Source organism: Paracoccus marcusii, assembly GCF_006151785.1.
GTDB classification, from domain to species: Bacteria; Pseudomonadota; Alphaproteobacteria; order Rhodobacterales; family Rhodobacteraceae; genus Paracoccus; species Paracoccus marcusii.
In genome coordinates this window covers 1-13824 of sequence record NZ_VDDD01000092.1, presented here as the reverse complement: position 1 = coordinate 13824, position 13824 = coordinate 1, and the positions used below count along the sequence as shown (strand labels likewise).

The following is a 13824-nucleotide window of genomic DNA, read 5'->3' as shown; positions in this document are numbered from 1 at the left end:
GGCGGCGGGGCGGCTGGCCGGCGCGCTGGGGCGCATGGGCCACCTGGTCGAACGCCTGCTGCAGCTGTCGCGGGCCGAGGCGGGGGCGATGGGCGCGGGCCCGTGCGACCTGATCCGCGTGGCGCGGATGGTCATCGACGACATCGGCCAGCCGGTGATGTTCGACGACGGAGAGATGACGCAGGCCCCGGTGGCCGTCGATCCCGACGCGCTGGCGCTGATCCTGCGCAACCTGTTGCGCAACGCGGTCGACCACGGGACGGGGAACCTGCGGGTGCTGATTTCGGCGGGGCCGGCGTTGACGGTCAGCAATGCGGTCGGGCCGGGCGCGGCCTTTCGCCATGCGACCTTCGACAAGGGCGCGGGGTCGCAGGGTGCCAGGCTGGGCCTGGCCATCGTGACGCGCATGGCCGCGGCCCACGGGATTGCGATGCGCTATGCGATGACCGACGCGCGCGCCCGCGTCACACTGGAGTTCGGGCCGGGGCCGGATGCCTGACGCCGCGCCCGGCGATGCGCATCAAGCGACCTTTTGTCTTTCGCGCGGGTCGGGCATATGCTGGCCCGATGGATCAGGGACAGACAGTGCCACAGCAGGATGAGGACGATCAGGGGTCGGTGACCCCCGATCCCGCGGGCCCCATGCCCCCTGCACTGAAAAGCGACACGCGGCAGACCAACTGGCGCCGTGCCAACCTGCTGAAATACAGCGCCCATCTGGCGGTACAGCGGGCGCTGGCCTCGGGGCAGCTGCAAAAGCGGCCCTGCGAGGTCTGCGGCGCAGAGACGGTCGATGCCCATCACGACCACTATGACCAGCCGCTGGCCGTGCGCTGGCTGTGCCGCACCCATCACGTCAAGCTGCACCATTACGGCGAGGACATGTTCCCCATCGGCAACACGCCCCGGGACCAGGACTGAGGGACGGCCCCGCAGTGGGCCCGCGGCCCCGTCCGGGGCGTCCCAAAGTTCCCAGTTCCTAGGCCGCGGCCGTCACCAGGCGTTATAGGCCAGATACTTGCCCGACATCTCCCGCCTGACGCGGTTGCCTTTGGCGTTGGTCTCTCGGGTCACGGACATCTCGAAGTCGATGGCGGACATGATGCCGGTGCCGAACTCCTTCTCGATCAGCGCCTTGATGGTGGGGCCATAGACGCCCGCGATCTCGTACAGGTATAGAGGCAGAGGTCCGTTGGCACCGCTTGGCTCCAGATCTTGGTGGGCGGTTCGGACAGCAGGTCGGCCGCATCGGCGGGCAGGTCCAGCGCCGTGACCAGTTCCTGCGCCTTGTCGAAGGGAAAGGCGTTCATGCCCATGCAGTCCGAATGCGTGAAGACCTGCGACATGCCGATGCGCTGAACGATCCCCCCCAGGACAGGCCCTTGGCCTTTCTGGCGGCCAGGATCAGGGCGGTCACGTCCTCGCCGGTTAGGGTGTGGGCAATCTGGTCTTTCATGGTCGTCTCCTTGCGGTAAAGGGGGTTACATGCCCAGGTCAGTCAGGCCAGGATGATCGGCAGGGCGCGGCCCTTGCGGCCAGCGGAACAGGCGGTCGGCGTCGCCGATGGCGACGTCGTTGATCGAGGCGTGGCGTGCGGCCATTAGGCCCCCCGCGTCGAACTGCCAGTTCTCGTTGCCGTGGGACCGGAACCACCGGCCCGCGGCATCGTGCCATTCATATCAGAACCGCACCGCGATGCCGTCGGGGGCGTGGCACCACAAAGCCTTGATCAGGCGATAGCTCTGTTCGGCCTGCCACTTGCTGACCAAGAACGCCTGCACCTGGTCGCGGCCATGCAGGAAGTCGGACCGGTTCCGCCAGACGGTGTCGGGCGTATAGGCCAGCGCGACGCGGGCCGGATCGCGGCCGTTCCACGCGTCCTCGGCCATGCGGACCTTGAGGAGCGCGTCTTCGCGCGAGAAGGGCGGCACCGGCGGGCGGGTCATTCGGTGATGGCCCGCAAATGTGCCGGGACTGGTTCAGTCAGGTCGATGCGCACCGGATCGGGGCGTTGCTCCGCCCCGCCCGAGGCCTGTCCCGCCCGTTCCGCGGACCGCCTGCCCAGGAACCGCACCAGGTGGTCGCGGATCGGATAGTAATTCGGGTGATCGACGATGTCGGTGCGCGCGCGTGGCCGCGGGATGGCGATCCGAACCGATTCCGCCACCCGCGCAAAGGGTCCGTTCGTCACCAGCAGGATGCGGTCTGCCAGAAGGATCGCCTCGTCGATGTCATGGGTGATCATGAAGACGGTCCGGTTGGTGCCGCCCCATATCTTCAGCGGCTCGTCCCGGATGGTGCCGCGGGCCAGCGCGTCCAGCGCGCCGAACGGCTCGTCCAAGAGCAGCAGCTTGGGGTGGTTGGCAAAGGCGCGGGCCATGGACACGCGCTGGCGCATGCCGCCCGACAGTTGGCTGGGCTTGCGGCGGATCGCCTGCGCGCTCAGCCCGACCATCGACAGGTACCGGGTCGCGACCTCATCGACCTGTGCGCGCGTCCAGTGGGAATGGCGGGCGCGCACCCCGAAGCGGACATTGCCAAGCGCGGTCAGCCACGGCAGCAGCGCGTAGTTCTGGAAGACCACGCCGCGGTCCAGGCTGGGGCCGGAAATCTCGGCCCCGTCCATGGTCACGACGCCGGAGGTGGTTTGCGCCAAGCCCGCCAGGATGTTCGTGATCGTCGGTTTTCCGCAGCCCGAATGGCCCAGGATCACCACGAATGCGCCCCTGTCTATCCTGGCGGGGCGGTGATGACGGATGCCCAGATGCGCATCCTGGCCCGCGACACCGTGCTGAACGCCATGCGCGAGGCGGGCGGCATGGTGTCGGGCCGCGACGGCGCCGCGGCCCTGCTGGGCGTTGCGGCCACGACGCTGTATTCGCGGCTGGCCAAGTACGGCGTGCTGGAGGCCGAGTGTGCACCCCCCCGCGGTCCCGACCAGCCAAGCGAAGGGGCGACGCGGCGGTCCTGACGGCACGCGATGACCCAGGGTCCGGTGGGGCCCCAACGAACCCCGGTGCGGGCAGGAGCATCACGGGGACATGGCGCCGATGGCTGCCAGCCGGTTCAGGATGCCCGCAAGCGTGCCGGCCGTCAGCCCGCTCTCAAGGTCGCTCAGGGCATCGCGCAATTCGGACAGGCCCAGCAGCGCCACGAACCCGGCCATCCGATGGGCCAGATGCGCCGCATCCGACAGGGTCGCCGGATCGGCCGTCAGGTCATCCAGCCGGGCCAGCCCGTCGTGGAACTCAGACAAAATGCGGTTCAGCATCCTGTCGGCATGCTCCGCCCCGATGTTGCCGGCCAGATGGCGCCGGGCGGCGTCCCTGGCCGGGGACGCGCCGCGCATGGTCGCGACGCGATCCAGCAAGGGGTCCAAGGCCTGGAAGGACAGCGGCTTTGTCAGCGTGGCCGACATGCCCGCCGCCTGGAACCAGTCCTGATTCGCGGGCCGGGCATGGGCCGTCAGGGCGATGATCGGCGTGGCGACGTTCGGGCCTTGCGCGCGGATCCGCGTCGCGGCGGTGATGCCGTCCATGCGGGGCATGCTGATGTCCATGAAGATCAGGTCGAACCGCTGCGCCAGCGCGGCATCCACGCCCTGTTGCCCGTCCACGGCCTCGACGATGTCGCAGTTGCGGGCATGCAGCATCTCGCGGACGACCATCCGGTTGACCTCGTTGTCCTCGACCACCAGCACGCGGCGCCGGGGACCGGGCGCGGGGGGCGCAGGGCGGGCGGGGGTTGTCACCGGGGGCGGCAGCGGCTGGTCGGCCAGCGGCACCGTCAGGATGAAGCAGGCGCCCTGTCCGATCGCGCTCTCCACGCGGATGTCGCCGTCCATCAGCCGAGTCAGGCGGCGCACGATGCCAAGGCCCAGGCCCGTCCCCTCGACCGTGCGGCGGAACGACGGGTCGAGGGTCACGAACTCTTGGAAGATGCGTGCGTGATCCTCGGGGGCGATGCCGATGCCGGTGTCATGCACGCGGAATTCGACCAGACCGCGCTGTCGCCGGTCGATGGTGACGGTGATTCGGCCGCCTTCGGTAAACTTGATGGCATTGCCGATCAGGTTCATCAGGATCTGCGTCAGGCGCGCCGGATCGCCCAGGACAGGGCAGGCCGCGTCCCCGATCATCTGCGCCGACAGCGTATTCCCACGTTGCCGCGCCCGCGCCTGCAGCGCCTCCAGAAGGTCCAGCACCAGCCTGCGCGGGTCGAAGGCGACCTGCTCCAGCGGCATCGCCCCCGCATCGGCCCGCGCGATGTCCAGGACCGAGTTGACATGCCCCAGCAGCAGGGCGCCCGATTGGGCCATGACCTCGGCATAGGGGCGCTGCTGCGGGTTCAGCGGGGTGGCGGACAGCAGGTCCAGCGTGCCCAGCAGGCCGTTCAGGGGGCTCCGCATCTCGTGGCTCATGACGGTCAGCATCTCGTCCTTGGCACGCTCTCCGGCGACGGCGCGGTCGCGGGCGCAGATCAGCTCATCGGCCTCCTGCACCTGGCGGGTGACGTCGCGCACGAAGGCGATCATGACCGGTCCCCGTTCGCTGGGCGCGCGGGCGACGGTGACCTCGATGGGAAAGATCTCGCCGGACTTGCGCATCGCCGTGGCCCGGACCGGACGGCCCGGATCGGTGGCCGGTGTGGAGATGTCGGCCAGGAACCCCCGTACCTCGGCGCGGGCGGCCTCGGGGACGATCAGGGTCAGCATGTCGGCGCCCAATGCCTCTTCCGCGCCATAGCCATAGATACGCTGCGCGGATTCGTTGAAATCCAGGATGCGGCCGTCGGTGTCGGCCACGACGATGGCGTCGTGGGATGTGGCGATGACCGTGCGCAGCCGTGCGTGCGTCGTGGCGATCCGTGCCGCCTGGCGCCGCGCGCGGTCCGCCATGACCGCCAGCGCCGCGACCACCAGCGTCACCGCCACGACCATCATCCCGACAAGCAGGGCCAGGTCGTGCATGGCCGCGGACACCTGTTCGCGCTGGCGGTCGGACTGCCCCGAGAACAGCCGCACCCCCTCCAGCGACGCGGACCGCACCACCGGGCGCAGGGCCGCGACCCGGGCCTGCAGCGTGGGCAGCGCGTCGCGCAGCCGGTCGTCGGACCCGTCGATCAGCGGCACGATGGCGTCCAGCGCGGCCTCTGTCTGGTCCAGCCTGCGGCGGGCGGGGTCGTCCTGACGCAGGGTCTGGAACACGCGTCCGGTCGTCAGCGTCCGCATGCGGGAATAGAGGATGTCGAACCGCGTCCTGACCTCGGCCAGCATCGCGGGGTCGCCGGGCTGCGCGCGGGCGTCGCCGACCGCGACCAGCAGGGCCAGCAGCTCGACCTCTGACTGGGCCAGCGACCACTGGATGCTGTCTGAATTCGCGGTGGCAAGCTGGTCGATCTGGCGCCGCGCATCGGCGCTGACGACCCAGACCACGAACCCGCACACGGCGATCGAGACCGTCAGGACGGCCACCGCGACCTGCAGCCGGGTGCGGATGGCGCTCATGGCACCGGTGCGGTGCTGAGACGGTTGAGCTGCCAGATGCTGCGGGAGTAGATCACCTCGGTCTGGTACTGCCGGTCGGCGTCATAGGGATAGACGATCCACAGCGGTCCCTTGTCGCGAACCGACATCTGGCGGTCGTCCATCAGATAGGCCACCAGGGGCACGTCCGGGCCGATCTCGGCCAGGGGTATGCTGATGGCATAGTCGTTGATCGCGGTCGCCGACACCTCTCCTGTGCTGCCGGGGCCGGTGGCGATGCCGGCATCCGCCAGGATGCGGGCCAGCGGGACGCCGGTGAAGCCGTGCACCCCTTCGGTCCAGACGGTCGAGGTGCTGATCTGCGCCTCGCCCAGGGCCTGCAGCGCCGGCAGGTCATAGCTGCGCGACCCGTCCGGACCGTCGACGCTGAGAAGGGCCGCCTCCTGTGCCAGAGCCGGCCCGGCCAGGGCAAGGGCGGCGGACAGAAGGGTGCCGTGAAGGAATGTGCGAACCATGAGGGTATCCCGATGCAGTCTGGCGATCATGGTCGGAAATGTCGCATGGACGACACAGACACGCACGACATCATTCGTATCGGACGCTATACGAACGGATAGTCCGGTTGTATCCTTTGGCACAGACGGGCGGGCCATGCGGATACGGCCGGATCGAAGACCTCCGATCATCGGGTATCACGGACCCCGGCAACACAGGCTAGCATGTCTGGCTTGCCGCGTAAGAGGTGAAGTCGTGAAAATTTTACTGGCTGATGACCATGACCTGATCCGAGAGACCCTGGTCCTGTATCTGGGTGCGCAGATCGACGCCCAGGTCGTCGAGGTCGGCGATGTCGCCGGCGCGGAACGGGCGATCGCGCAGGCGGGGGACGTTCCCTTCGATCTGGCGCTGCTGGATTACGACATGCCGGGGATGGACGGGCTGGCGGGACTGGCCGTGATCCGCGGCCTGATGGATCCGCGCCCCGTCGCGATCCTGTCGGGGACCGCCTCGCGCAGCGTGGCGCGGGACGCGATGGCGGCGGGGGCGCGGGGCTTTCTGCCCAAGACGATGAACGCGCGGTCGCTGGCCGCGGCCGTGACCTTCATCGCGTCCGGAGAGATCTTCGTGCCCTACGGTTATCTGGAACAGGACGACCACGCCCCCGTGGGCGAATTGACCGCACGCGAGACCCAGGTCCTGCGCGGCCTGACCGAGGGGCGGTCGAACAAGGATATCGGGCGGCTGCTGGGCCTGCAGGAGGTCACGGTCAAGCTGCACGTCAAGACCCTGTGCCGCAAGCTGGACGCCAGGAACCGCACCCAGGCCGCGATGATCGCCCGCGACCGCAAGATGATCACCTGATCTGACCTGACGAACGATCCGTTGCCGGACGACCCCGCCGCAGGCGGGCTGTCCGGTCCTGTCCGGGCCGCACCTGTCAGTGCCGGTCGCAGGCCTTCCCATGCCATTCTTACCAGAGACGGGGCCGCACATGCGTGACTTGACGATCGATCATCCCGACCACCCCATGGCCGTCGACCGCGGCATGTTCCGCATCACCCGCCCCGTAGCGGGCCGCAGCTGCGAGATCCGCCTGCGGACCGGGCGCCTGACCGCGACGAACGCCACCGCCTTTCGCGACCAGGTCTATGACCTGATCGACCGGGGCGAGGATCGGCTGGTCGTCGACCTTGCCGCCGTCGATTTCATAGACAGCACCGCCATCAGCGCGCTGGTGGGCGTGCTCAAGCGCCTGGGCATGCGCTGAGAGATCGTGCTGTGCGGCCTGTCGGGCAGCGTCGCGGGCATGTTCCGCATCACCCGCATGGACAAGGTCTTTCCGGTCTTCGCCGACTGCGCCGCGGCATCGGCGGCGTTGGGGGGACGGTCGTGATGACCCGGACCCTGCGCATCGCGGTGCCGCTGCTGGCGCTGCTGCTGCCGTTCCAGGCCGCGGCCCAGGACGGTCCGCTGCCGCAGGCGCTGCAGCCGCTGGCCGTCCAGCAGGCAGACCGGCCCGCGCCCCCCTTCGGCCGCCACGGCCCCCTGACAGAGCGCGAGATGGCGATGGCCCGCGCCGCCTGGAGCTATTTCGAGGCCGGGTTCCAGCCCGAGACGGGGCTGGTCAACGCGGTGGGCAGTTATCCGTCGACGACACTGTGGGACACCGCGTCCTATGTCAGCGCCCTGGTCGCGGCATACGAGCTGGGCATCATAGACAAGCGCGACTTCGACCGCCGGGCCACGCTGCTGATCGCCACGCTGCGCAATCTGGACCTGTATCGCGGAGAGGCGCCGAACAAGGTCTACAACACCAAGACCGGGCAGAAGGTGAACTATGCCAACGAACCCGGAGAGGTCGGGTTCTCGGTCCTGGACATGGGCCGCATGCTGGTCTGGCTGCGTATCCTGCGCGAACGCTATCCCTATCTGGCCAACGGCGTCGACAACGTGCCGCTGCGCTGGAACTTCTGCAACATCGTCAGGGATGACGGGCGGCTGTTCGGGTCTGTCGTGTCAGGCGACGGCGACACCCGCTATGTCCAGGAAGGCCGCCTGGGATACGAGGAATACGCGGCCAAGGGCTTTGCCCTTTGGGGGTTCGACGTGACGGGCGCGCTGGAGCCCGCGCCGCTGGCCTATACCACGATCCACGACATCGACATTCCCTATGACGGCCGCGATCCGCGGGTCTTTCACAACCAGAACTATGTCCTGACCGAAAGCTATCTGCTGGACGGGCTGGAGATGGGATGGGACATGCCCGCGGCAGACCCCGCGGGCCCCGGCGTCGCGTCGCAGGGCTGGCGGGCGGAATTCGCGCACCGGATCTTCCTGGTCCAGCAGCGGCGGTTCGAAAGCACCGGCATCATCACTGCGCGGTCGGAACACCAGGTCGAGGGGCAGCCCTATTTCGTCTATGACGCGATCTTCGCCGACGGCTATGCCTGGAACACGCTGGACCCCAGCGACGTCTATCAGCCCGACCGGGCGGCGGTATCCGCCAAGGCCGCGCTTGGCATGTGGGCGCTGTGGGACGTGCCCTACACCCAGCTGCTGTTCGACACCGTGGCCGACCTGTCCGAGGCCGATGGCGGCTTTTTCGAAGGCCTGTACGAGAACGGCAACGGCGTCATACCGCTGCAGACCGCGAACAACAACGGCATCATCCTGGCCGCGCTGCTCTACAAGGTGCAGGGGCCGATCCTGCAGTTCGCCAACCCGAACACGACGGTCTGGGACATGGCCTATTCCCAGACCGACATTCGCGCGAACAAGTGCCTGCCCGAGCCGATGCTGCGCGAGGTTCCCTGCTGCACCTGCGGAGATCCGCCGCCGCCGGTCCCGACCATCGCCGCCGCGGATTTCATCCTGTGCCGCCCGGTCGAGGGCGAGGACGGCATTGCCGCGACCGATTGCACCACCGGCCCGCAGGTCACGGCCAGGCCCGAACAGCGCGACGTGCTGCCGCGTCAGTGCCGCACCGCCGCGGTGCAGCCATGACCACGGGCCGCATGCTGTGGTTCGACGCGAACCGCGTCTGCGCCGCCGCGGGCGTGGTGCTGATCCACAGCACCACCGATTTCGCGGGTCGCCCGTTCCCCGATGCCGGCGTGGCGGAACGCGCGGTGCCCGTCCTGCTGCGCTCCATCGGAGAGTTCTCGGGGTCCGAGATGTTCTTCCTGTTCTCGCTGTTCCTGATGGCTCTGCGAATCGACCGCCACAGGCCGCGCTATCGCGACGCGATCGCGACCCAGGCGCACAGGCTGCTGGTGCCCTTTGCGGTCTGGACGCTGTTCTATGCGCTGTTCCGCCTGATCAAGGCCGAGGCCTTCGGCTATGCCCCGCAATATCTGGCGCAGTTGGCCCAGATCAAGACCTGGGTCGCCTATCTGCTGTTGGGCAAGGCCCAGTACCACATGCATTTCCTGCCCACGCTGTTCGCGATCTTCCTGTTCTATCCGGTGATGCGGTTGGCCATGCGCTATCCGATGCTGGGGGTCCTGCTGGTCGCGACCCTGGGTGCGATGGACCATGCGCAGGGGTTTCTCTATGCGATCGACCTGGCGCCGCTGACGCGCGACTATCTGGTACGGGTCACCAAGGTCTGCGGTTATGTCGGCTATGGCCTGGCGGCCTTCGGTCTCTATTCGCTGTGGAAGGACGGCCTGCCGCGCGGAGAAAGCCGCCTGATCCGGCGCAGCGCGCTGTATCTGGTCCTGCTGGCCTATCTGGCGACGCTGCCCTTTTATGGCGGCGCCCTGCTGACGGGCAGTTTTCCGGTGCGGGCGGGCTGGGATTACTACGGCCACTTCCTGATGCCGCTGCTGGTCTTCTGCGCCTTTCTGGGCAGCCAGTACAGCGACTGGTCGCCCCGCTGGTCGGTCATGGCGCGCTATACGTTCGGCGTCTACCTTGTCCATCCCGCGGTCATCGACCTTTTCGACATCGCGCTGATCAAGGCTGATCTGGCGCCGTCGCCCGCCCTGCTGGTCGTGACGCGGTTCGCGGTGGTGCTGCCGGTGGCCTTCGGGCTGGCCGTGGCGATCGGCCGTCTGCCCGCCGTCGCCTGGACCATCGGCCTTGGCCCCACCCCCTGGGCCGCCCGCAAGGCGCGCCCGCAGCCCGGAGCGGTCCCGGCATGAGCATCCCGTATTACAGTGCCTTCGAGGATCGCAGGCCGCCCGAACCTCTGCCTTACAATCCGCTGCGCGAGGCGCTGTGGCAGTTTCTGGCGGTCGTCACGCTGGTGATCGGGGGCTGGTACATCGCCTGGCGCTGGTCCTCTTCGCTGAACCCTGACGCGCTTTGGTTCGCGGCCCTGCTGGCCTTGGCCGAAACGCTGGCCTATCTGGGCCTGATCCTGTTCGTCGCCAACCTGTGGCGCGATCAGCCGGTGACCTGCCCCGACACGCCCGCGACGCGGGGCGAGGTCGATCCCGCGTCACCGGACCCGTCGCTGCCGATCACCGTCGACGTGTTCTTTGCCACCTATGACGAGGATCCGGAGCTGGTCCGGCTTGGCCTGATCGACGCCAAGGCCATCGCCTATCCCCATCCGATCGACATCCGCATCCACGTGCTGGACGACGGCCGCCGCCCCGCCATGGCCGAGGTCGCGCGGCAGGAGGGGGTGGGCTACATCACCCGCGCCACGAACGAGGGGTTCAAGGCCGGCAACCTGCGCAACGCGATGGAGCAGACCTCGGGCGACTTCCTGCTGATCTGCGATGCGGACACGCGGCCGTTCCCGACGTGCCTCGCCCGCACCCTGGGCCATTTCCGCGACCCGAGCCTGGCTTGGGTGCAGACGCCGCAATGGTTCTATGACCTGCCCGAAGGGCGCCGTCTGTCCCAGGTCCTGCAGGCCCGATGGGGCGCACGGGCCGGACGGGCAGGGCGCGCGGTCGAGCGGATCATCGGCGAATGCCGCATCGGGCGCGATCCCTTGGCCAACGATCCGCAGATGTTCTATGACGTGATCCAGCGCCGCCGGAACCACGCCAATGCAGCCTTCTGCTGCGGCGCGGGGTCGATCCACCGGCGCGAGGCGGTGATGGAGGCCGCGCTGCGCGCCTTCGGGGCCAAGGTCGAACGCCGCGTGATCGAGGCCGAGGAGGAGATCACGCTGGAGACGCGGGAACGCGGCGTGGCCCCCGATCTTCTGGACGCGATCCGCACCCAGGCGGTCGGCACCGAGATCCTCAGCCCCTACCGCTTTCACGTGTCCGAGGACATCTATACCTCGATCGTGCTGCATGCCGACCGCGACCGCGGCTGGACATCATTGCTGCACCCCTTCGTCGAGACGCGGATGCTGTCGCCCCAGGACCTGATCGGCTGGACCATCCAGCGGTTCAAGTATGCGGGCGGCAGCCTGGACATCTTGGTCAACGACAACCCGCTGTTCCGGCGCGGCCTGACCCTGCGACAGCGCCTGATTTACGGGGCGACCTTCTATTCCTATCTGGGCGCCCTGTGGAACGCCGTGTTCCTGTTCGCGCCCACCGCCTATCTGTTCACCGGCATCTCGCCCGTGGCGGCCTATTCGTCGCAGTTCTTCCTGCATGTGGTGCCGTTCATCCTGTCGCTGGAACTGGCGATGATGGTGGGCACCTGGGGGATCGCGGGCCAGTCGGCCAAGGCCAGCTACCTGGCGTCGTTCCCCATCGGGCTCAGCGCGCTGTGGACCGTGCTGCGCGGCCGGCGCATCGCGTTCCGTGTCACGCCCAAGGACCGCCAGGCGGGCCGCTTCCTGCATCTGGTCCGCCCGCAGATCGCGGTCGTGGCGCTGACGGTGGCGGGCGCGGCCTGGGCGACGCTGGCGCTGTGGGCCCTGGATACCGGGCACACGGCGACCGGGGTCGTGACGAACGCCCTGTGGGGCCTGAACAACTGCATCGCCATGTCGGGCATCATCCGCGCCGCGCTGTGGCAACCCAACCCATCGATCCCCGAGGAACCCTGATGCGCCTTCGTCAGAACCTGGTCCGCGCGCGCGGCCATATCGTCTTCATCCTGGGGGTCATCGGCGGCCTGATGGTCGTGACCTGGCTGGAGCAGGCCGGACCTTCGGCCGCGGGGCAGGCCCCGGTCACGCCCCTAGCCGCGATCGAGGCCGCGACGCCGCTGCCGCTGGCCATCCGCGGTGCCTCCAGCGCTGCCGACCTGGACCATGCCGCCATCGCCTGGACGTATTTCAGGAACAACACCGATCCGAACACCGGGCTGGTGCATTCGGTGGACGGCTATCCTTCGACCACCATGTGGGAAACGGGGTCCCTGATCGTGGCCATCGTCGCGGCCGAGCGTTTGTCGCTGATCGATGCCACCGAGGCAAAGGATCGGCTGGCCGCCATCCTGACCAGCCTGGACCGCCTGCCGCTGTTCCAGGACAGCCTGCCCAACAAGGCCTATGACACGCGGACGCTGAAGATGGTCGATTACGCCAATCGACCCACCGATCTGGGTCTGGGCTGGTCGGCGCTGGACGTGGCGCGGCTGATGGCGGCACTGGCCATCGCGCGCGCGGCCCATCCCGACATGGCCCCGGCCATCGCGGCCGCGACCGATGACTGGCGGCTGGATCGGATGGTCCGCGACGGACAGCTTTATGGTGCCAGCGTCGTGGACGCGGAGGTCCGCGAGAACCAGGAGGGGCGCCTGGGCTATGAACAATATGCCGCCAAGGCGATGATGCTGTCCGGGTTCGACATGGTGCGCGCCTATGATCCCGCCGACAGCGCCATGATCCAGCCCGTGATGGGGCAGGACATTCCCATCGACACGCGCCTGCATCGTGGCCGCATCCCGGCCTTCGTCGTCAGCGAACCCTATCTGTTCGACGGGCTGGAATTCGGCTTTGACGCACGCTCGTCGCGCATCGCAACCGCGGTCTATCTGGCTCAGCAGGCCCGCCATGACCAAACCGGCCATCTGACCGCGGTGACCGAGACGCATCTGGATGAGGCGCCGTTCTTTGCCTATTCCACCGTCTGGGGCGGGGGCGCGCCATGGTCCGTCCTGACATACCAGGGCGATCGGATCGACAGCCGCCGCACCTTGGCGACCAAGGCCGCCTTCGGCTGGGACGCGCTTTACGGCACCCCCTACACCGCACAGTTGGTCGAGGCCGTGGTCCCCACCGCCGACCCCCGGCGCGGTTGGCCCGAGGGCATCTACGAGGTCGACGGCACCACCAACGCCTCGATCACGGCGAACACGAATGCCCTGGTCCTGGCGGCGCTGGCCTTCAAGGCCGCGGGTCCGCTGCTGCGGGGTGCCCCATGAGGGTGGTCCAGCTGATCCTTACGCTGGCCTGGCCCGGCTGCGTGGCTGCGGCGCCCTGCGTCGGGGCGGCGCTGGACCGTCCTCTGCCGGGCGCCCTGGACGCGCGACAGATCAGCGCGGATGTGCCGACCGCGCGGTTTCCCGGCCTGTGGCAGCAGGGCCGTGTGGATGGGCTGACCTATCGGATCTTCGGTGACGGCACGGCGGTCCTGGCCGACGACCCCGGCGCACCGCGATGGCAGGTCCGGATCGAGTGCGCCGCCGCGACCTGCCGGACCACGGCGACCGGCGTGCCCGATGCGGGAGCCGATCGCATTGCCGATGCCCTGGGGCGCTGCCTGATGGGACGGGACGTGACCGCGACCGATCTGCGGCGCGCCGCCCGGGCCTTTCCGACCGGTCTGTCCAATGACGTGCCGGATCGCGGGCGGTCTCTGCCCCCCGCCGCAGCGCTGGCCACAGCGGCGGGGCAGGCACCGCGCCGCGCGGTGGCGCGATGCATGCCCGACCCGGCGCTGTTCGGCGACACGCCGGCACAGACGGTGCAG

At 68.6% G+C, this 13824-nt stretch carries 14 protein-coding genes and 2 pseudogenes; 10 read left to right on the top strand and 6 right to left on the bottom strand.

The genetic code is table 11. From position 1 onward, the window contains the following. Window positions 1–499: HAMP domain-containing histidine kinase (locus FHD68_RS19045; RefSeq protein WP_167550406.1), on the top strand; the 499-nt coding region annotated here is incomplete at its 5' end. Window positions 500–585: 86 nt separating this feature from the next. Then, window positions 586–921, top strand: coding sequence for a hypothetical protein (locus tag FHD68_RS13590; protein ID WP_204245752.1), 336 nt, complete (start codon window positions 586–588; stop codon window positions 919–921). 72 nt (window positions 922–993) lie between these two features. Here the strand turns inward: FHD68_RS13590 and FHD68_RS19595 are convergent, their stop codons facing one another. The 4 genes and pseudogenes from FHD68_RS19595 to FHD68_RS13575 all read right to left on the bottom strand — a co-directional run bounded on the left by FHD68_RS19595 (window position 994) and on the right by FHD68_RS13575 (window position 2713). Further along, the gene (locus tag FHD68_RS19595) at window positions 994–1128 is read right to left on the bottom strand and encodes a cyanase (RefSeq protein WP_240542543.1); all 135 of its coding nucleotides are present in this window, start codon (window positions 1126–1128) and stop codon (window positions 994–996) included. After that, complete coding sequence (locus FHD68_RS19590) at window positions 1128–1346, bottom strand: hypothetical protein (RefSeq protein WP_240542518.1); 219 nt, start codon at window positions 1344–1346, stop codon at window positions 1128–1130. The genes FHD68_RS19595 and FHD68_RS19590 overlap by 1 nt, the downstream gene beginning before the upstream one ends. A gap of 135 nt (window positions 1347–1481) precedes the next feature. Further along, window positions 1482–1946: pseudogene (locus tag FHD68_RS13580) on the bottom strand (nuclear transport factor 2 family protein). Further along, complete coding sequence (locus FHD68_RS13575) at window positions 1943–2713, bottom strand: ABC transporter ATP-binding protein (protein WP_244297862.1); 771 nt, start codon at window positions 2711–2713, stop codon at window positions 1943–1945. The pseudogene FHD68_RS13580 and the gene FHD68_RS13575 overlap by 4 nt, the downstream one beginning before the upstream one ends. On the opposite strand from FHD68_RS13575, the gene FHD68_RS19040 reads away from it, so the two are divergent. After that, the gene (locus FHD68_RS19040; RefSeq protein WP_167550405.1) at window positions 2699–2971 is read left to right on the top strand and encodes a hypothetical protein; all 273 of its coding nucleotides are present in this window, start codon (window positions 2699–2701) and stop codon (window positions 2969–2971) included. The genes FHD68_RS13575 and FHD68_RS19040 overlap by 15 nt on opposite strands. Window positions 2972–3031: 60 nt before the next feature. Here the strand turns inward: FHD68_RS19040 and FHD68_RS13570 are convergent, their stop codons facing one another. Together FHD68_RS13570 and FHD68_RS13565 are read right to left on the bottom strand one after the other, a co-directional pair. Continuing rightward, window positions 3032–5506, bottom strand: a complete 2475-nt coding sequence (locus FHD68_RS13570) for an ATP-binding protein (RefSeq protein ID WP_127898095.1) — start codon at window positions 5504–5506, stop codon at window positions 3032–3034. Next, window positions 5503–6000 carry a putative pterin-binding protein gene (locus tag FHD68_RS13565; protein WP_127898096.1) on the bottom strand — a complete coding sequence of 166 codons (498 nt, stop codon included), beginning with the start codon at window positions 5998–6000 and terminating at the stop codon, window positions 5503–5505. The genes FHD68_RS13570 and FHD68_RS13565 overlap by 4 nt, the downstream gene beginning before the upstream one ends. Before the next feature lie 235 nt (window positions 6001–6235). On the opposite strand from FHD68_RS13565, the gene FHD68_RS13560 reads away from it, so the two are divergent. From FHD68_RS13560 to FHD68_RS13530, 7 genes and pseudogenes are all read left to right on the top strand, one after another. Then, window positions 6236–6847: a response regulator transcription factor gene (locus FHD68_RS13560; protein ID WP_240542520.1), complete on the top strand. Its 612-nt coding sequence runs from the start codon at window positions 6236–6238 to the stop codon at window positions 6845–6847. Window positions 6848–6977: 130 nt separating this feature from the next. Beyond that, window positions 6978–7253 (top strand): STAS domain-containing protein, encoded by a 276-nt coding sequence (locus FHD68_RS19585; RefSeq protein ID WP_240542521.1) that lies wholly within the window; start codon window positions 6978–6980, stop codon window positions 7251–7253. A 125-nt stretch (window positions 7254–7378) separates the two neighbouring features. Further along, a complete protein-coding gene (locus FHD68_RS13550; protein WP_127898098.1) occupies window positions 7379–8989 on the top strand; it encodes a DUF3131 domain-containing protein in 1611 nt (536 codons plus the stop codon). Then, window positions 8986–10131: an acyltransferase gene (locus tag FHD68_RS13545; protein ID WP_127898099.1), complete on the top strand. Its 1146-nt coding sequence runs from the start codon at window positions 8986–8988 to the stop codon at window positions 10129–10131. Before FHD68_RS13550 ends, FHD68_RS13545 begins: the two co-directional genes overlap by 4 nt. Further along, on the top strand, window positions 10128–11954 hold the full coding sequence (locus FHD68_RS13540; protein WP_127898100.1) for a glycosyltransferase family 2 protein: 1827 nt from the start codon (window positions 10128–10130) through the stop codon (window positions 11952–11954). The genes FHD68_RS13545 and FHD68_RS13540 overlap by 4 nt, the downstream gene beginning before the upstream one ends. Then, window positions 11954–13276, top strand: a complete 1323-nt coding sequence (locus tag FHD68_RS13535) for a DUF3131 domain-containing protein (RefSeq protein ID WP_139085986.1) — start codon at window positions 11954–11956, stop codon at window positions 13274–13276. Before FHD68_RS13540 ends, FHD68_RS13535 begins: the two co-directional genes overlap by 1 nt. Continuing rightward, a pseudogene (locus tag FHD68_RS13530) lies at window positions 13273–13824 on the top strand (hypothetical protein); the annotation flags it as partial. The gene FHD68_RS13535 and the pseudogene FHD68_RS13530, both read left to right, overlap by 4 nt.